Raw genomic sequence first — 15474 nt, 5'->3', positions numbered from 1 at the left:
CGCATCGCGGTATTCGCTGGCCGGCAGCGCCTCGAGGCACTTGATCGCGCGGGCCACGTAATCGCGGGCCAGTTGCGCGGTGTACTCCAGCGAGCCGGACGCTTCGACGGCGATGCGGATGCTTTCGAGGTCTTCGATTCCGCCTTTCTGGATCGCCTGACGCACCAGTGCCGCCTGCTCGGCCGTACCTTCGCGCATGGTGTAGATCAGCGGCAGGGTTGGCTTGCCTTCGGCCAGATCGTCGCCGACGTTCTTGCCCAGGGTTTCCGCGTCGCCTTTATAGTCGAGCAAGTCATCAACCAGCTGGAATGCCACACCCAAGTGATCGCCGAACGTGCGCAGGGCTTCGCTCTGCTCGGCAGTCGCGCCGGCGAGCGCGGCGGCGCTGTGGGTAGAGGCTTCGAAGAGCATCGCGGTCTTGCCGCGGATGACTTCCATGTAGGTTTCTTCGCTGGTGCTGGCGTCACGCACCTTGGACAGCTGCAACACTTCACCTTCAGCGATGATGCGTGTGGCCTGGGAGAGAATCTTCATCACCGGCATCGAGCCCAGTTCGACCATCATTTCGAACGAGCGCGAGTACAGGAAGTCGCCGACCAGCACGCTCGGGGCATTGCCCCACATGGCGTTGGCGGTCGAGCGGCCACGACGCATGCCGGACATGTCGACGACGTCGTCATGCAGCAGGGTCGCGGTGTGCAGGAATTCGATGGTGGCGGCCAGCAGGCGCATGTCGTCGCCTTCGCGACCCAGGGCCTTGCCACACAGCAACACTAATAAAGGACGCAGGCGTTTGCCGCCGGCCGACGTGATGTAATCGCCGATTTTCGATACCAGCGGCACTCGAGACGTCAGCTGCTTCTTGATGATGCCGTCGACGGCGCTAAAATCGTCCGCCACCGCGCGGTAGAAAGCTTGGGGTTGCATCAGCGAGAGTCGCTCCAGAAGGGTTGCGCGGCATGCTAGGACCCCCGTCCAGACCTGTCAAGGCGCGATGGACGGCCACTTGCGCGAGGCAGATTGCTTGCGTACAATCGCGCACCCTGAACTTCCTGGGCAGCACCTGCCTTACGCAATTGCACTTGGGCCGTTCCAGCCCCATGCAGCCATGCCAGCCAATACCTCTTCTTATAAAGAGCTGGGTGAGCAGGATTATCGGAGAAATACCATGTACGCAGTAATCGTTACCGGCGGTAAGCAATACAAGGTCGCTGAAGGTGAATACCTGAAGATCGAAAAACTGGAAATCGCTACTGGCGAATCCGTGACTTTTGATCGCGTTCTGCTGGTCGCCAACGGCGACGACGTGAACATCGGCGCACCAGTTGTTGCTGGCGCAACCGTCAAGGCTGAAGTGATCTCCCAAGGTCGTCACGATAAAGTCCGCATCATCAAGTTCCGTCGCCGTAAGCACCACATGAAGCGTATGGGCCACCGCCAGTGGTTCACCGAGATCAAAATCACCGGTATTCAGGCTTAATTACAGCCTAATTCCTCACTAGGAGAATTGAACTCATGGCACACAAAAAAGCTGGTGGTAGTACCCGTAACGGTCGCGACTCAGAAGCCAAACGCCTTGGCGTGAAGATGTATGGCGGCCAGGTCATCAAGGCCGGCAACATCATCGTGCGTCAGCGCGGCACCCAATTCCACGCTGGCTACGGCGTTGGCATGGGCAAGGATCACACTCTCTTCGCTAAAATCGAAGGCGTGATCAAGTTCGAAGTAAAGGGCGCCTTCGGTCGTCGTTACGTGAGCGTAATCGCGGCTTAATCGCGAGATCGCTGGAGAAGCCCTGTCTTGCGACGGGGCTTTTTCGTTTGTGGGGTGAGTCTCTTGCAAAGCTGTTTGTATGGGCTGTCGGCGTGCGATGCAGGTCGTGTCTTGGGGTCGCTGCGCTCATTTTTGCAAGAGTCTTATGTCTTGATTGTTTTTCGGCTCGTCCGTACGGCGAGAGGCGTTGGTTATGAAGTTTGTTGATGAAGTATCGATTCGCGTAAAGGCCGGTGACGGTGGCAACGGTGCCATGAGTTTCCGCCGGGAAAAATTCATTGAAAACGGTGGCCCGAACGGCGGTGATGGCGGTGACGGCGGTTCCATCTACATGATGGCCGACGAGAACCTCAACACCCTGGTCGACTACCGTTACACCCGTCACTTCGATGCCGAGCGTGGCTCCAACGGTGGCAGCACCGACTGCACCGGCAAGAAGGGCGAAGACCTGATCCTGCGCGTGCCGGTCGGCACCACCGTGATCGACTCTGCCACTCAGGAAGTCATCGGCGACCTGACCAAGGCCGGTCAGAAACTGATGGTAGTGCAGGGCGGCTGGCACGGTCTGGGCAACACCCGTTTCAAATCCAGTACCAACCGTGCACCGCGTCAGACCACGCCGGGCAAGCCGGGCGAGCAGCGCGACCTGAAACTGGAAATGAAAGTGCTGGCCGACGTCGGTCTGCTGGGCTTGCCGAACGCCGGTAAAAGTACCTTTATCCGTTCGGTCTCGGCGGCCAAGCCGAAAGTTGCCGACTACCCGTTCACCACGCTGGTGCCGAACCTGGGTGTGGTCAGCGTCGATCGCTGGAAGAGCTTCGTCATTGCCGACATTCCGGGTCTGATCGAAGGCGCTTCCGACGGTGCTGGCCTGGGCATTCGCTTCCTCAAGCACCTGGCGCGCACGCGTCTGCTGCTGCACCTCGTCGACATGGCGCCGCTGGATGATTCCAGTGCTCCGGACGCGGCTGAAGTGATCGTCAACGAGTTGATCAAGTTCAGTCCGTCGCTGGCCGAGCGTGATCGCTGGCTGGTGCTGAACAAGTGCGACCAGATCCTTGAAGAAGAGCACGATGCTCGGGTCAAGGAAATCGTCGATCGTCTGGAGTGGACCGGTCCGGTGTACGTGATCTCGGCCATCGCCAAGATCGGTACCGAGCGTCTGTGCCACGACATCATGCGTTACATGGAAGACCGTGCCGATCGCCTCGCTGCAGATCCTGCGTACAAGGAAGAGTTGGCCGATCTCGATCAGCGCATCGAAGACGAAGCCCGTGCGCAGTTGCAGGCGCTGGATGACAAGCGTGCCCTGCGTCGCAGTGGCGTGAAGTCGGTCCATGACATCGGCGACGATGACTGGGACGAAGAAGATGTGGATGACGAAGACGGTCCGGAAATCATTTACGTGCGTGACTGATCCGTTGCGATAAACTTGAACGCCGCTCAATCGAGCGGCGTTTTAGTATCCGGAAATCGATCGTTGGTCAGCAATCGCCACGATTAACGTCACGGGCAGTGCCAGGTCGCGCTGCCCTCAAGCTAAGGTTGAAGATGATGCGGAGCAAGGTGACAGGTGCGCAGCGTTGGGTCGTGAAGATCGGCAGCGCTTTGCTGACAGCTGACGGCAAAGGGCTGGATCGCGCGGCAATGAGTGTCTGGGTCGAGCAGATGGTGGCGCTGCATGAAGCGGGCGTCGAGCTGGTGCTGGTGTCCTCCGGGGCGGTGGCGGCTGGCATGAGTCGCTTGGGCTGGACTGCGCGACCCAGTGCCATGCACGAGCTCCAGGCGGCCGCTGCAATCGGTCAGATGGGGCTGGTGCAGGCGTGGGAGTCGAGCTTCGCCGAGCATGGCCGGCACACTGCGCAGATTCTCCTGACCCACGACGACCTGTCCGACCGCAAGCGCTACCTCAACGCCCGCAGTACCTTGCGTGCGCTGGTCGAGCTGAAAGTCATTCCGGTGATCAACGAAAACGACACTGTGGTCACCGATGAAATCCGTTTTGGCGACAACGACACGCTGGCGGCGCTGGTGGCCAATCTGGTCGAGGCCGATCTGCTGGTGATCCTTACCGATCGCGACGGCATGTTCGACGCTGATCCGCGCAACAATCCCGATGCGCAGCTGATTTATGAAGCGCGCGCCGATGATCCGACGCTGGATGCGGTTGCGGGCGGTACTGGCGGTGCGCTGGGGCGTGGTGGCATGCAGACCAAGCTGCGCGCGGCGCGACTGGCAGCGCGTTCCGGTGCGCACACCATCATCGTCGGCGGGAGGCTTGAGCGCGTGCTTGATCGTCTCAAGGCGGGCGAGCGCATCGGCACGCTGCTATCGCCGGAGCGCGGCATGCTCGCGGCGCGCAAGCAGTGGCTGGCCGGTCATCTGCAAACCCGTGGCACTCTGGTGCTGGATGAGGGGGCGGTGTCGGCGTTGTCCAAGGGCAACAAAAGTCTGCTGCCGGTGGGGGTGAAGCTGGTTCAAGGCAGTTTCCGTCGCGGTGAGATGGTCGTCTGCGTAGCGCCGGATGGTCGGGAGATCGCTCGGGGTCTGGCCAATTACAGCGCCCTGGAAGCGCAAAAAATCATCGGTCAGTCGTCGGATGCGATTGTCGGTTTGCTCGGTTACATGGCGGAGCCGGAACTGGTTCACCGTGACAACCTGATTCTGGTCTAAGGAAAATTCGATGCGTGTAGCGAAAGGATTGTTGGGCCTGCTGATGGCCATGCCATTGCTGGCCTCGGCCGAGGAAATCGGTCAGGTGTCGACGGTGTTCAAGTTTGTCGGGCCGAATGACCGGATCGTGGTCGAGGCGTTCGACGATCCGAAAGTCGAAGGCGTGACCTGCTACCTGTCACGCGCCAAGACTGGTGGAGTGAAGGGTGGTCTCGGTCTGGCCGAGGATCGTGCTGAGGCGTCGATCGCTTGTCGCCAGGTCGGGCCGATCAAGTTCAAGGGTGAGCTGAAGGATGGCGATGAGGTGTTCAAGGAGCGCACTTCGCTGGTGTTCAAGACCATGCAGGTGGTGCGTTTCCTCGACAAGAAGCGCAACACGCTGGTGTACCTGGTCTACAGCGATCGCTTGATCGAGGGCAGTCCGCAGAATGCGGTCACGGCCATCCCGATCCTGCCGTGGGTGCCGGTCCAGCAATAAGCGTCATCAATCCGAACTGTGGGAGCGAGCCTGCTCGCGAAGAGGTCATGTCGGTCGATAGAAATATCAACTGGCAGATCGCATTCGCGAGCAGGCTCGCTCCCACATTTATTTGCCTGTAGCTTGTTAAATCACAGGCAATAAAAAACCGACCCTGAGGTCGGTTTTTTAATGACTACGTCGATTAAGCGGCTTCTTTCAGCGCTTTGACGTGGCCATTCAGACGGCTCTTATGACGAGCAGCCTTGTTCTTGTGGATGATGCCTTTATCGGCCATACGGTCGATAACTGGCACAGCCAGAACGTATGCAGCTTGAGCTTTTTCAGCGTCTTTTGCGTCGATGGCCTTAACTACATTCTTGATGTAGGTACGAACCATGGAACGCAGGCTGGCGTTGTGGCTGCGACGCTTCTCAGCCTGTTTTGCACGTTTTTTGGCGGAAGGTGAGTTGGCCACCGTCGAGCTCCTCGAAAGACTTTTTAGGAAATAGCAAACAAAATAGGCCGCGAATCATGCCGATGAAGACTTGTCTTGTCAAGGGCACTTGAATCGTTCCGCTAAGTGGTAGGTATAAAGAGGCGGGATATTTATTTCCGGCGCTTGACCTGTAAACTCGCGAGCTTTGGCTCTGTGCTGTTGCGGCGCGGAGTATCGCACAAGTAGGCGCATTGTTCGCCTGCTGTTTATCGACAGGCACAAACTCTCTCAATGAATCTGCTCAAATCGTTGGCCGCCGTCAGCTCTATCACGATGCTTTCCCGGATTCTGGGTTTTGTTCGTGACACGCTGATCGCGCGGACATTCGGCGCCGGGATGGCCACGGATGCCTTCTTTATTGCGTTCAAACTGCCCAACCTGCTGCGGCGGATCTTTGCCGAAGGGGCTTTCTCCCAGGCTTTCGTGCCGATTCTGGCTGAATATAAAAGCCAGCAGGGCGAAGAGGCGACGCGTACCTTTATTGCCTATGTATCCGGCCTGCTGACGCTGGTATTGGCGGTGGTGACGGCCCTGGGCATGATCGCCGCCCCTTGGGTGATCTGGGCCACAGCGCCCGGTTTTACCGATACCCCGGAGAAATTCCAGCTCACCTCCGATCTGTTGCGGGTGACCTTTCCTTATATATTGCTGATCTCGCTGTCGTCGCTGGCCGGCGCGATCCTCAACACCTGGAACCGCTTCTCGGTGCCGGCCTTCGTGCCGACTCTGCTCAACGTCAGCATGATCGTGTTTTCGCTGTTCCTCACGCCGTACTTCGATCCACCGGTCATGGCCCTTGGCTGGGCGGTGCTGGTCGGCGGTCTGACGCAGTTGCTGTATCAACTGCCGCACCTGAAAAAGATCGGCATGCTGGTGCTGCCACGCCTGAACCTGCGCGACAGCGGCGTGTGGCGGGTGATGAAACAGATGCTGCCGGCGATTCTCGGCGTGTCGGTCAGCCAGATTTCATTGATCATCAACACCATCTTCGCCTCGTTTCTGGTCGCAGGTTCGGTGTCGTGGATGTATTACGCCGACCGTTTGATGGAATTGCCGTCGGGCGTGTTGGGTGTGGCACTGGGCACGATTCTGCTGCCGACACTGGCCAAGACCTATGCCAGCAAGGATCGCCACGAGTATTCGCGAATCCTCGATTGGGGGCTGCGCCTGTGCTTTGTGCTGGTGCTGCCGTGCGCATTGGCGCTGGGGATTCTTGCCGAGCCGCTGACTGTTTCATTGTTTCAGTACGGCCAGTTCAGTGGCTTTGATGCCGAGATGACCCAGCGTGCGCTGATTGCCTATTCTGTCGGCCTGCTCGGGATTATCGTGATCAAAGTGCTGGCGCCGGGCTTTTATGCGCAACAGAACATTCGCACACCGGTGAAAATCGCGATTTTCACGCTGGTCTGCACGCAGTTGTTCAACCTGGCGTTGATCGGCCCACTGGCCCACGCCGGCCTTGCCTTGGCGATCAGTGCCGGTGCTTGCCTGAACGCCGGGCTGCTGTTCTATCAACTGCGCAAGCAGAAGATGTATCAACCGCAGCCGGGCTGGGGCAAATTCGGTTTCAAGTTGGTCGTTGCAGTGACCGTGATGTCGGCGGTGTTGCTGGCCGGCATGCATTTCATGCCCGCGTGGGATGAGGGGCATATGCTCGAGCGCTTCCTGCGGCTGGGCGCGCTGGTGGTTGCTGGCGTGGTGGCGTATTTCGGTATGTTGCTGCTGCTGGGTTTCCGCCTGCGCGACTTCAATCGCAAAGCCTTGAGCTGAGGTTTCAGCCTTCATGAGCAGGCATGAGCCGGCGGTTTTGTCGGCTCGTTCACTTTGCGTTACGGTGTTGCCTGTCGTCGGCCGTCGGGTGTGGTTATAATCGACCACTTTATGAGCAAGAAGCGCGTTATGCAGCTGGTTCGAGGCCTCCACAACTTGCGCCCCCAGCATCGGGGCTGCGTCGCCACTATTGGCAACTTTGACGGTGTTCACCGTGGTCACCAGGCTATCCTGGCCCGGCTGCGTGAGCGTGCGCTCGAGTTGGGTGTACCCAGCTGCGTGGTGATTTTCGAGCCGCAGCCACGGGAGTTCTTTGCTCCCGACACCGCACCGGCACGTCTGGCGCGGTTGCGCGACAAGCTGCAGTTACTGGCCGCTGAAGGCGTCGACCGGGTGTTGTGCCTGGCGTTCAACCAGCGGCTGAGCAAGCTCAGCGCCAGTGAGTTCGTCGATACCATTCTGGTCGATGGCCTTGGCGTGCAGCATCTGGAGGTCGGTGACGATTTCCGTTTCGGTTGCGACCGCCTCGGCGATTTCGATTTTCTGATGCAGGCCGGGCAGGTTCACGGTTTCACCGTCGAAGCGGCGCAAACCGTCGAGCTGGACGGCATTCGCGTCAGCAGCACGCAGGTGCGCAACGCCTTGGCTGCGGCCGATTTTGCCTTGGCCGAACGCTTGCTCGGCCGTCCGTACCGCATCGCCGGTCGCGTGCTGCATGGTCAGAAACTGGCCCGGCAACTGGGCACGCCCACTGCCAACATTCAACTCAAGCGTCGTCGCGTGCCGTTTACCGGGGTCTATCTGGTGAATGTCGACATCGACGGCAAGACCTGGCCCGGCGTCGCCAATATCGGCGTGCGCCCTACGGTGCAAGGGGATGGCAAAGCCCACCTCGAGGTCCATCTGTTAGATTTTGCCGGCGATCTGTATGACCGGCGTTTGACGGTGGTTTTCCACCAAAAGCTGCGTGAAGAGCAGCGCTTCGCCTCTCTGGAGGCATTGAAAACGGCGATCAATGCGGATGTCGCCACCGCCCGTGCACTAGCCGCACCTAGCGCCCATCGCTAATGAAGAGCCTTAAATGACCGACTATAAAGCCACGCTAAACCTTCCGGACACCGCCTTCCCAATGAAGGCCGGCCTGCCACAGCGCGAACCGCAGATCCTGCAGCGCTGGGACAGTATTGGCCTGTACGGAAAGTTGCGCGAGATTGGCAAGGATCGTCCGAAGTTCGTCCTGCACGACGGCCCTCCGTACGCCAACGGCACGATCCACATCGGTCACGCACTGAACAAGATTCTCAAGGACATGATCATCCGCTCGAAAACCCTGTCGGGTTTCGACGCGCCGTATGTCCCGGGCTGGGATTGCCACGGCTTGCCGATCGAGCACAAGGTGGAAGTGACCCACGGCAAGAACCTCGGCGCGGATAAAACCCGCGAGCTGTGCCGTGCCTACGCCACCGAGCAGATCGAAGGGCAGAAGTCCGAGTTCATCCGTCTCGGCGTGCTGGGCGACTTCGCCAACCCGTACAAGACCATGGATTTCAAGAACGAGGCCGGTGAAATCCGCGCCCTCGCCGAAATCGTCAAGGGTGGTTTTGTCTTCAAGGGCCTCAAGCCAGTGAACTGGTGCTTCGATTGCGGTTCGGCTCTGGCTGAAGCGGAAGTCGAGTACGAGAACAAGAAGTCCTCGACCATCGACGTTGCATTCCCGATCGCTGACGAGGCCAAACTGGCTGCCGCGTTCGGTCTGGCGTCGCTGAGCAAACCTGCTGCGATCGTGATCTGGACCACCACCCCGTGGACCATCCCGGCCAACCAGGCGCTGAACGTGCACCCGGAATTCAACTATGCCCTGGTCGATATCGGCGACAAGCTGCTGGTGCTGGCTGAAGAGCTGGTCGAAGCCTGCCTGGCGCGCTATGGCGTGGAAGGTTCGGTCGTCGCCACCACCACCGGTAAAGAGCTGGAGCTGATCAACTTCCGTCACCCGTTCTACGACCGTCTGTCGCCGGTGTACCTGGCTGACTACGTTGAGCTAGGCGCTGGCACCGGCGTGGTTCACTCCGCCCCGGCCTATGGCGTTGACGACTTCGTGACCTGCAAGAAATACGGCATGGTCAACGACGACATCCTCAACCCGGTACAGAGCAACGGCGTATACGTGCCGTCGCTGGAATTCTTCGGCGGCCAGTTCATCTGGAAGGCCAACCCGGCCATCGTCGAAAAACTGACCGAAGTCGGTGCGCTGATGCACACCACCGTCATCGAGCACAGCTACATGCACTGCTGGCGCCACAAGACCCCGCTGATCTACCGCGCTACTGCGCAGTGGTTCATCGGCATGGACAAGGAGCCAACCAGCGGCGACACCCTGCGCGTGCGCTCGCTCAAAGCCATCGAAGACACCAGGTTCGTTCCGGCCTGGGGCCAGGCGCGTCTGCATTCGATGATCGCCAACCGTCCGGACTGGTGCATCTCGCGTCAGCGCAACTGGGGCGTGCCGATTCCGTTCTTCCTCAACAAGGAAAGCGGCGAGCTGCACCCGCGTACCGTCGAGCTGATGGAAGAAGTCGCCAAACGCGTTGAAGTCGAAGGCATCGAAGCCTGGTTCAAACTCGACGCCGCCGAACTGCTCGGTGATGAAGCGCCGCAATACGACAAGATCAGCGACACCCTCGACGTCTGGTTCGACTCGGGCACCACGCACTGGCACGTCCTGCGCGGTTCGCACCCGATGGGCCACGAGAGCGGCCCGCGTGCCGACCTGTACCTGGAAGGTTCCGACCAGCACCGTGGCTGGTTCCACTCCTCGTTGCTGACCGGTTGCGCCATCGACAACCACGCGCCGTACCGCGAACTGCTGACGCACGGCTTCACCGTCGATGAGTCCGGCCGCAAGATGTCCAAATCGCTGGGCAACGTGATCGCGCCGCAGAAGGTCAACGACACCCTGGGCGCCGACATCATGCGTCTGTGGGTCGCTTCGACCGACTACTCCGGCGAAATGGCGGTGTCCGAGCAGATTCTGCAGCGCAGCGCCGATGCCTATCGTCGTATCCGTAACACCGCGCGCTTCCTGCTTTCCAACCTGACCGGTTTCAACCCGGCCACCGACCTGCTGCCGGCCGAAGACATGCTGGCGCTGGATCGCTGGGCGGTGGATCGTACGCTGCTGCTGCAACGCGAGTTGCAAGAGCACTACGGCGAATACCGTTTCTGGAACGTCTACTCGAAGATCCACAACTTCTGCGTGCAGGAGCTGGGTGGTTTCTACCTCGACATCATCAAGGACCGCCAGTACACCACCGGTGCCGACAGCAAGGCCCGGCGCTCGTGCCAGACCGCGCTGTTCCACATCTCTGAAGCGCTGGTGCGCTGGATCGCGCCGATCCTCGCCTTCACTGCTGACGAGCTGTGGCAATACCTGCCGGGCGAGCGTAACGAGTCGGTCATGCTCAACACCTGGTACGAAGGCCTGACCGAGCTGCCGGAAGGCTTCGAGCTGGGTCGCGCCTACTGGGATCGCATCATGGAAGTGAAAGTCGCGGTCAACAAAGAGATGGAAATCCAGCGTGCGGCGAAAGCCGTCGGTGGCAACCTGCAGGCCGAAGTGACGCTGTTTGCCGAAGAGGCGCTGAGCGCCGATCTGGCCAAGCTGAGCAACGAGCTGCGCTTTGTCCTGATCACCTCGACTGCCAGCGTTGCACCATTCGTTCAGGCTCCGGCCGATGCAGTGGCCACCGAAGTCAGCGGTCTGAAACTGAAGATCGTCAAATCGGCGTTCCCGAAATGCGCACGTTGCTGGCATTGCCGCGAAGACGTCGGCGTGAACCCGGAGCATCCGGAAATCTGCGGGCGTTGCGTCGACAACATCAGCGGCGCGGGCGAGGTTCGTCACTATGCCTGATGCCATTGGCCGTTTCGGACGGCTGAGCTGGCTGTGGTTGAGCTTGCTGGTTCTGGTCATTGACCAGGCCAGCAAGTTCTACTTCGAAGCCAAGCTTGAAATGTTCCAGCAGATCGTGATCATTCCCGACCTGTTCAGCTGGACCCTGGCCTACAACACTGGCGCTGCCTTCAGCTTCCTCGCCGACAGCTCCGGCTGGCAGCGCTGGCTGTTTGCCCTGATCGCCATTGTCGTCAGTGCCGTGCTGGTGGTCTGGCTCAAGCGCCTGGGCCGCAACGACACCTGGCTGGCCGTCGCCCTGGCACTGGTGCTGGGTGGCGCGCTGGGCAACCTGTATGACCGCGTTGCCCTGGGCCATGTGATCGACTTCATCCTGGTGCACTGGCAGAACCGCTGGTATTTCCCGGCGTTCAACATTGCCGACAGCGCGATCACCGTTGGCGCGATCATGCTGGCACTGGACATGTTCAAAACGAAGAAAACCGAAGAGGCTGCTCATGACTGAACCGCTATCGACTGAGCAACGCATCGGCCAGAACACCGAAGTCACCCTGCACTTTGCCTTGCGCCTGGAAAACGGTGACACCGTCGACAGTACCTTCGACAAGGCCCCGGCGACGTTCAAGGTCGGCGATGGCAACCTGCTGCCGGGTTTCGAAGCCGCACTGTTCGGCTTCAAGGCCGGCGACAAGCGCACCCTGACCGTCGAGCCGGAAAACGCTTTCGGTCAGCCGAACCCGCAGAACGTGCAGACCATCCCGCGTTCGCAATTCACCGACATGGAGTTGTCGCCGGGTCTGCTGGTGATCTTCAACGATGCGGCCAATACTGAGTTGCCGGGTGTGGTGAAGGAATTCGATGACACGCAAGTGACCGTCGACTTCAACCACCCGCTGGCGGGCAAGACGCTGACCTTTGACGTGGAAATCATTTCCGTCAAAGCGATCTAAAAATGCAGGAGTGAGCTTCTGTGGCGAGGGGATTTATCCCCGCTGGGGTGCGAAGCGCCCCCAGACCAGTCAACGGATTCTGAGATAAGTCCGTTGACGGTCCACGACTGCTAAGCAGCCGAGCGGGGATGAATCCCCTCGCCACAACAAGCAGGTCTCCACAGTCTGTTTTCCATTGTTTTCGCGCGCAAGACACGAGGCACAGCATGCAAATCAAACTCGCCAACCCCCGTGGCTTCTGCGCCGGTGTGGACCGGGCGATCGAAATCGTCAACCGCGCCCTGGAAGTCTTCGGGCCGCCGATCTATGTGCGTCACGAAGTGGTGCACAACAAGTTCGTCGTCGAAGACCTGCGCAGCCGTGGCGCGATTTTCGTCGAAGAGCTCGATCAGGTACCCGATGACGTCATCGTCATCTTCAGCGCCCACGGTGTTTCCCAAGCCGTACGCACCGAAGCTGCAGGTCGTGGCCTGAAAGTCTTCGATGCAACCTGCCCGCTGGTGACCAAGGTGCACATCGAGGTCGCCAAATACAGCCGCGATGGTCGCGAGTGCATTCTGATCGGCCACGCCGGTCACCCGGAAGTTGAAGGCACCATGGGCCAGTACGATGCCAGCAACGGCGGCGCGATCTACCTCGTCGAAGACGAAAAGGACGTGGCCGCATTGCAGGTGCGCGATCCGGAAAGACTCGCTTTCGTCACCCAGACAACCTTGTCGATGGACGATACCAGCCGTGTGATCGATGCCCTGCGCACGCGCTTCCCGGCCATCGGTGGCCCGCGCAAGGACGACATCTGCTACGCCACCCAAAACCGCCAGGACGCCGTCAAGCAACTGGCCGACGAATGCGACGTGGTGCTGGTGGTCGGCAGCCCGAACAGTTCCAACTCCAACCGTCTGCGTGAACTGGCTGAGCGCATGGCGACTCCGGCGTACCTGATCGACGGTGCCGAGGACCTGCAACAGAGCTGGTTCGACGGCGTCGAGCGCATCGGTATTACCGCTGGCGCCTCCGCACCGGAAGTGCTGGTGCGGGGCGTGATCCAGCAATTGCAGGCCTGGGGCGCGACCGGTGCCGACGAGCTGGCTGGCCGTGAGGAGAACATCACGTTCTCGATGCCGAAAGAGCTGCGCGTCCGTTCGATCTGACGCTTCTGCCTTTGTCGCACAGCGCCTGTTCGGTCTCCTGACTGCCCAGGCGCACGCGACCGGTCGCCGCCAGCACGATCTGCCGCTGGCTGACCGGCTCGCGCGGCGAGCAGACGTGTATTGTCCCCGCCTGAAACCGCCGTCCCGGCATCAGCGGCTGCCCCAGATGACTAAACCGCACATAGCGGCTCACCCACCAGTTGCCGACAATCGGCACCTTCGCCTCACTGGCGCGTTCAACCAGCAACGGATTGCTGCTGTCCTCCGGCCCCTTGCCGCTTCGATCCAGAATGATCCGCCAACCCTGACTCCAGTCGCCGTCGATGCCATGGATCACCACGCTCTGATTGTGCGTGATCGCCAGTGTGCGAGCGTGGCGGATGCCTTCGAGCAGCGACTGCGCTGCGTGGTCGCGCTGAGTCGCTTGCTTGAGCGCGGCGAACGCCGGGCTGACCAGCAGCAGAACAATTGCGCCAATCGCCAGTCCCATAAGCAGTTCAATCAGGCTGAAACCGTGTTGCGGCATGAAAAATCCCTCCGTGGAATGGTATGAGCAGCGCAATCCATGCGCCGCGCAGGGCAAATCAGTCGGCGCGTGCCGAGCGGATGTTCTAGCGTGTAAAAGCAGGTATAGCCGACGGCAACGGAGGGCACCGATGGATCTTCGTACAAAAGGTTTCACGCTGGTCGAGTTGCTGGTCGCCATCGCGGTGTTCCTGATACTGATCACGCTGGCGGTGCCGGCCTTTACCCGTACGATCCAGAGCAGCAGGGCGGATACCGAAGTCGGCGACTTGCAGCGCGCGATCAATTTCGCTCGCCTCGAAGCGATCAATCGCGGCGTGACCACGCGTCTGCGTCCGACCGCTGGCGGCAGTGTCTGGACCGGTGAGCTGGCGGTCTACGACAGTACTGGCAATCCGGCCAATGTGTTGCGGGTTGTTCCAGCGATGAGCAGCGGCGCGACTCTGACGCTACCCTCAGGAGTGACCGCACTGGATTTCAACAATCTTGGTGGTCTGGCGGCACCGTCGATGGCGGTGGTCATCGGTTACACGCTGGGCACGCAAAGCAGGACGCTGAACGTGTGTTTGAACGGACGCATTCAACTGGGTGGAAATTGCGGATGAGGGCAGGGAGCAAAAACGCACAGGAGGGCATGACGCTGATCGAAGTGCTGGTCGCGCTGCTGATTCTCACCGTCGGGCTGTTGGGCGCAGCGGCGGTGCAGCTCAATGCGCTGAAGTACACCGACAGTTCGCGGATGACCAGTCAGGCCAGCTTCATCGCCTATGACATGATGGATCGCATCCGCGCCAATTCCGGCGCCAACTACACCGTCACGCCACCGACCTCGGGCAATCTCAGTAATGCGCGGGATCAGGATCTCTACGATTTCACCACCAATATCGCCAACTTCGGCGGCCCGACCGCGACGGGCAGTATCACCCTCAACCAGCGGGTCTACACCATCACCATTACCTGGAGCGACGCGCGCGCGGCCAACGCTGCCAGTGCCCAGCGCAGTTTCGTCCTGACCAGCCGGGCGGCGGTCGATCCGGTGGCCACGCCATGAAGCGTGCCAGCCGTGGTTTCGGCCTGATCGAATTGCTGATTGCTCTGGCTTTGGGGCTGATCGTCGTGCTTGGTGTGGTACAGATTTTCATCGCCGCAAAAAACACCTACGTCAGCCAGAACAGCGCCGCAGCGATGCAGGAAGATGCGCGCTTCGTCCTCAGCAAGATGATTCAGGAAATTCGTATGGTCGGCATGTTCGGCTGCCTCGGCACCATCGTCGACTCCAGTTCGGCAGGGGACTTCAACGCTGCGCAACTCATCCCGATCAACTGGGATAACGCCAGTCTCAAGCTGACCCTGGTCACCGCCGATGTCGGCAGCGGCGGGGGGACGCCGACCTGGACGGTGATTTCCGATTGCCGCAACAGCGCGGTCGCCTACAGCGGATTGCGCAACCCGACCACGGGCCAGATCGCGTTCCCGATCCGGCGCCTGATCTACAGCTTCAGCAATAACCAGATCCTCATGGGCACCGGCAGCGGCAATCCGGCGCAGCAAGTGCTGGTCAACAATGTCAGCGCCTTCAACGTCACCTTCGGCCTGGCCAGTTCGGCGACCGACGTCGCAGCCTCGACCTACAGCAGCAACCCTGGCGATCCGGCGCGCATCCGCAGCGTGCGCCTGAGCCTGACCCTCACCGACCCGAACAATCGGGTGCGCAATCAAACCTTCAACGTGGTTGCGGCATTGCGCAACCGCTTGCCATGAGG

General features: G+C 60.2%; 17 protein-coding genes. 14 read left to right on the top strand and 3 right to left on the bottom strand.

Annotated elements, in window-relative coordinates:
* Nucleotides 1-927 (bottom strand): polyprenyl synthetase family protein (locus OK411_RS24105; RefSeq protein ID WP_264365787.1); only part of this gene is annotated, 927 nt, incomplete at its 3' end.
* Between the two features lie 241 nt (nucleotides 928-1168).
* On the opposite strand from OK411_RS24105, the gene rplU reads away from it, so the two are divergent.
* The 5 genes from rplU to OK411_RS24080 all read left to right on the top strand — a co-directional run bounded on the left by rplU (nucleotide 1169) and on the right by OK411_RS24080 (nucleotide 4924).
* Nucleotides 1169-1480 carry a 50S ribosomal protein L21 gene (rplU, locus tag OK411_RS24100; protein WP_007924746.1) on the top strand — a complete coding sequence of 104 codons (312 nt, stop codon included), beginning with the start codon at nucleotides 1169-1171 and terminating at the stop codon, nucleotides 1478-1480.
* A gap of 35 nt (nucleotides 1481-1515) precedes the next feature.
* Nucleotides 1516-1773 carry a 50S ribosomal protein L27 gene (rpmA, locus tag OK411_RS24095; protein ID WP_016773121.1) on the top strand — a complete coding sequence of 86 codons (258 nt, stop codon included), beginning with the start codon at nucleotides 1516-1518 and terminating at the stop codon, nucleotides 1771-1773.
* Between the two features lie 193 nt (nucleotides 1774-1966).
* A complete protein-coding gene (cgtA, locus tag OK411_RS24090; RefSeq protein WP_016773122.1) occupies nucleotides 1967-3190 on the top strand; it encodes an Obg family GTPase CgtA in 1224 nt (407 codons plus the stop codon).
* A 137-nt stretch (nucleotides 3191-3327) separates the two neighbouring features.
* Nucleotides 3328-4446 (top strand): glutamate 5-kinase, encoded by a 1119-nt coding sequence (gene proB, locus OK411_RS24085; protein ID WP_039761700.1) that lies wholly within the window; start codon nucleotides 3328-3330, stop codon nucleotides 4444-4446.
* A 10-nt stretch (nucleotides 4447-4456) separates the two neighbouring features.
* A complete protein-coding gene (locus OK411_RS24080; protein WP_039761698.1) occupies nucleotides 4457-4924 on the top strand; it encodes a CreA family protein in 468 nt (155 codons plus the stop codon).
* 184 nt (nucleotides 4925-5108) lie between these two features.
* On the opposite strand, the gene rpsT is transcribed toward OK411_RS24080, so the two are convergent.
* Nucleotides 5109-5381: a 30S ribosomal protein S20 gene (rpsT, locus tag OK411_RS24075; protein ID WP_003228351.1), complete on the bottom strand. Its 273-nt coding sequence runs from the start codon at nucleotides 5379-5381 to the stop codon at nucleotides 5109-5111.
* Between the two features lie 252 nt (nucleotides 5382-5633).
* Here rpsT and murJ point away from each other — a divergent pair, with 252 nt between their 5' ends.
* The 6 genes from murJ to ispH all read left to right on the top strand — a co-directional run bounded on the left by murJ (nucleotide 5634) and on the right by ispH (nucleotide 13186).
* Entirely contained in the window at nucleotides 5634-7172 is a 1539-nt protein-coding gene (gene murJ / locus OK411_RS24070; RefSeq protein WP_264365786.1) for a murein biosynthesis integral membrane protein MurJ, read from the top strand.
* Between the two features lie 129 nt (nucleotides 7173-7301).
* Nucleotides 7302-8240, top strand: a complete 939-nt coding sequence (ribF, locus tag OK411_RS24065; RefSeq protein ID WP_016773125.1) for a bifunctional riboflavin kinase/FAD synthetase — start codon at nucleotides 7302-7304, stop codon at nucleotides 8238-8240.
* Nucleotides 8241-8253: 13 nt separating this feature from the next.
* Nucleotides 8254-11085 carry an isoleucine--tRNA ligase gene (gene ileS / locus OK411_RS24060; protein ID WP_223631268.1) on the top strand — a complete coding sequence of 944 codons (2832 nt, stop codon included), beginning with the start codon at nucleotides 8254-8256 and terminating at the stop codon, nucleotides 11083-11085.
* Nucleotides 11078-11590, top strand: coding sequence for a signal peptidase II (lspA, locus tag OK411_RS24055; RefSeq protein WP_264365785.1), 513 nt, complete (start codon nucleotides 11078-11080; stop codon nucleotides 11588-11590). Before ileS ends, lspA begins: the two co-directional genes overlap by 8 nt.
* Nucleotides 11583-12035 carry an FKBP-type peptidyl-prolyl cis-trans isomerase gene (fkpB, locus tag OK411_RS24050; RefSeq protein WP_016773128.1) on the top strand — a complete coding sequence of 151 codons (453 nt, stop codon included), beginning with the start codon at nucleotides 11583-11585 and terminating at the stop codon, nucleotides 12033-12035. Before lspA ends, fkpB begins: the two co-directional genes overlap by 8 nt.
* A 206-nt stretch (nucleotides 12036-12241) precedes the next feature.
* Complete coding sequence (gene ispH, locus OK411_RS24045; RefSeq protein WP_136494046.1) at nucleotides 12242-13186, top strand: 4-hydroxy-3-methylbut-2-enyl diphosphate reductase; 945 nt, start codon at nucleotides 12242-12244, stop codon at nucleotides 13184-13186.
* Here ispH and OK411_RS24040 read toward each other — a convergent pair.
* A complete protein-coding gene (locus tag OK411_RS24040; RefSeq protein WP_130887009.1) occupies nucleotides 13143-13712 on the bottom strand; it encodes a GspH/FimT family protein in 570 nt (189 codons plus the stop codon). The two genes, ispH and OK411_RS24040, sit on opposite strands and share 44 nt — an antisense overlap.
* Nucleotides 13713-13842: 130 nt before the next feature.
* Between OK411_RS24040 and OK411_RS24035 the strand changes: the two genes are divergently transcribed.
* The 3 genes from OK411_RS24035 to OK411_RS24025 are packed head-to-tail and all read left to right on the top strand — an operon-like array spanning nucleotide 13843 to nucleotide 15472.
* The gene (locus OK411_RS24035) at nucleotides 13843-14316 is read left to right on the top strand and encodes a GspH/FimT family pseudopilin (RefSeq protein WP_110603159.1); all 474 of its coding nucleotides are present in this window, start codon (nucleotides 13843-13845) and stop codon (nucleotides 14314-14316) included.
* Nucleotides 14313-14762, top strand: coding sequence for a type IV pilus modification protein PilV (gene pilV / locus OK411_RS24030; RefSeq protein ID WP_016773132.1), 450 nt, complete (start codon nucleotides 14313-14315; stop codon nucleotides 14760-14762). The genes OK411_RS24035 and pilV overlap by 4 nt, the downstream gene beginning before the upstream one ends.
* Nucleotides 14759-15472: a PilW family protein gene (locus OK411_RS24025; RefSeq protein ID WP_016773133.1), complete on the top strand. Its 714-nt coding sequence runs from the start codon at nucleotides 14759-14761 to the stop codon at nucleotides 15470-15472. The genes pilV and OK411_RS24025 overlap by 4 nt, the downstream gene beginning before the upstream one ends.
* Nucleotides 15473-15474: the final 2 nt, after the last annotated feature.

Source organism: Pseudomonas sp. RG1 (genome assembly GCF_025910115.1).
Classification (GTDB): Bacteria; Pseudomonadota; Gammaproteobacteria; order Pseudomonadales; family Pseudomonadaceae; genus Aquipseudomonas; species Aquipseudomonas atacamensis.
The sequence above is the reverse complement of the archived record's forward strand: the minus strand, read 5'-3'. Positions and strand labels throughout refer to the sequence as shown.

Bases quoted from the DNA above. Each gene is read 5' to 3' on its own strand.
- rplU (WP_007924746.1), top strand. From the start codon at position 1,169: ATGTACGCAGTAATCGTTACCGGCGGTAAGCAATACAAGGTCGCTGAA.
- lspA (WP_264365785.1), top strand. From the start codon at position 11,078: ATGCCTGATGCCATTGGCCGTTTCGGACGGCTGAGCTGGCTGTGGTTG.
- cgtA (WP_016773122.1), top strand. From the start codon at position 1,967: ATGAAGTTTGTTGATGAAGTATCGATTCGCGTAAAGGCCGGTGACGGT.
- ileS (WP_223631268.1), top strand. From the start codon at position 8,254: ATGACCGACTATAAAGCCACGCTAAACCTTCCGGACACCGCCTTCCCA.
- OK411_RS24080 (WP_039761698.1), top strand. From the start codon at position 4,457: ATGCGTGTAGCGAAAGGATTGTTGGGCCTGCTGATGGCCATGCCATTG.
- OK411_RS24040 (WP_130887009.1), bottom strand. From the start codon at position 13,712: ATGCCGCAACACGGTTTCAGCCTGATTGAACTGCTTATGGGACTGGCG.
- ribF (WP_016773125.1), top strand. From the start codon at position 7,302: ATGCAGCTGGTTCGAGGCCTCCACAACTTGCGCCCCCAGCATCGGGGC.
- fkpB (WP_016773128.1), top strand. From the start codon at position 11,583: ATGACTGAACCGCTATCGACTGAGCAACGCATCGGCCAGAACACCGAA.
- murJ (WP_264365786.1), top strand. From the start codon at position 5,634: ATGAATCTGCTCAAATCGTTGGCCGCCGTCAGCTCTATCACGATGCTT.
- OK411_RS24025 (WP_016773133.1), top strand. From the start codon at position 14,759: ATGAAGCGTGCCAGCCGTGGTTTCGGCCTGATCGAATTGCTGATTGCT.
- proB (WP_039761700.1), top strand. From the start codon at position 3,328: ATGCGGAGCAAGGTGACAGGTGCGCAGCGTTGGGTCGTGAAGATCGGC.
- OK411_RS24035 (WP_110603159.1), top strand. From the start codon at position 13,843: ATGGATCTTCGTACAAAAGGTTTCACGCTGGTCGAGTTGCTGGTCGCC.
- ispH (WP_136494046.1), top strand. From the start codon at position 12,242: ATGCAAATCAAACTCGCCAACCCCCGTGGCTTCTGCGCCGGTGTGGAC.
- rpmA (WP_016773121.1), top strand. From the start codon at position 1,516: ATGGCACACAAAAAAGCTGGTGGTAGTACCCGTAACGGTCGCGACTCA.
- pilV (WP_016773132.1), top strand. From the start codon at position 14,313: ATGAGGGCAGGGAGCAAAAACGCACAGGAGGGCATGACGCTGATCGAA.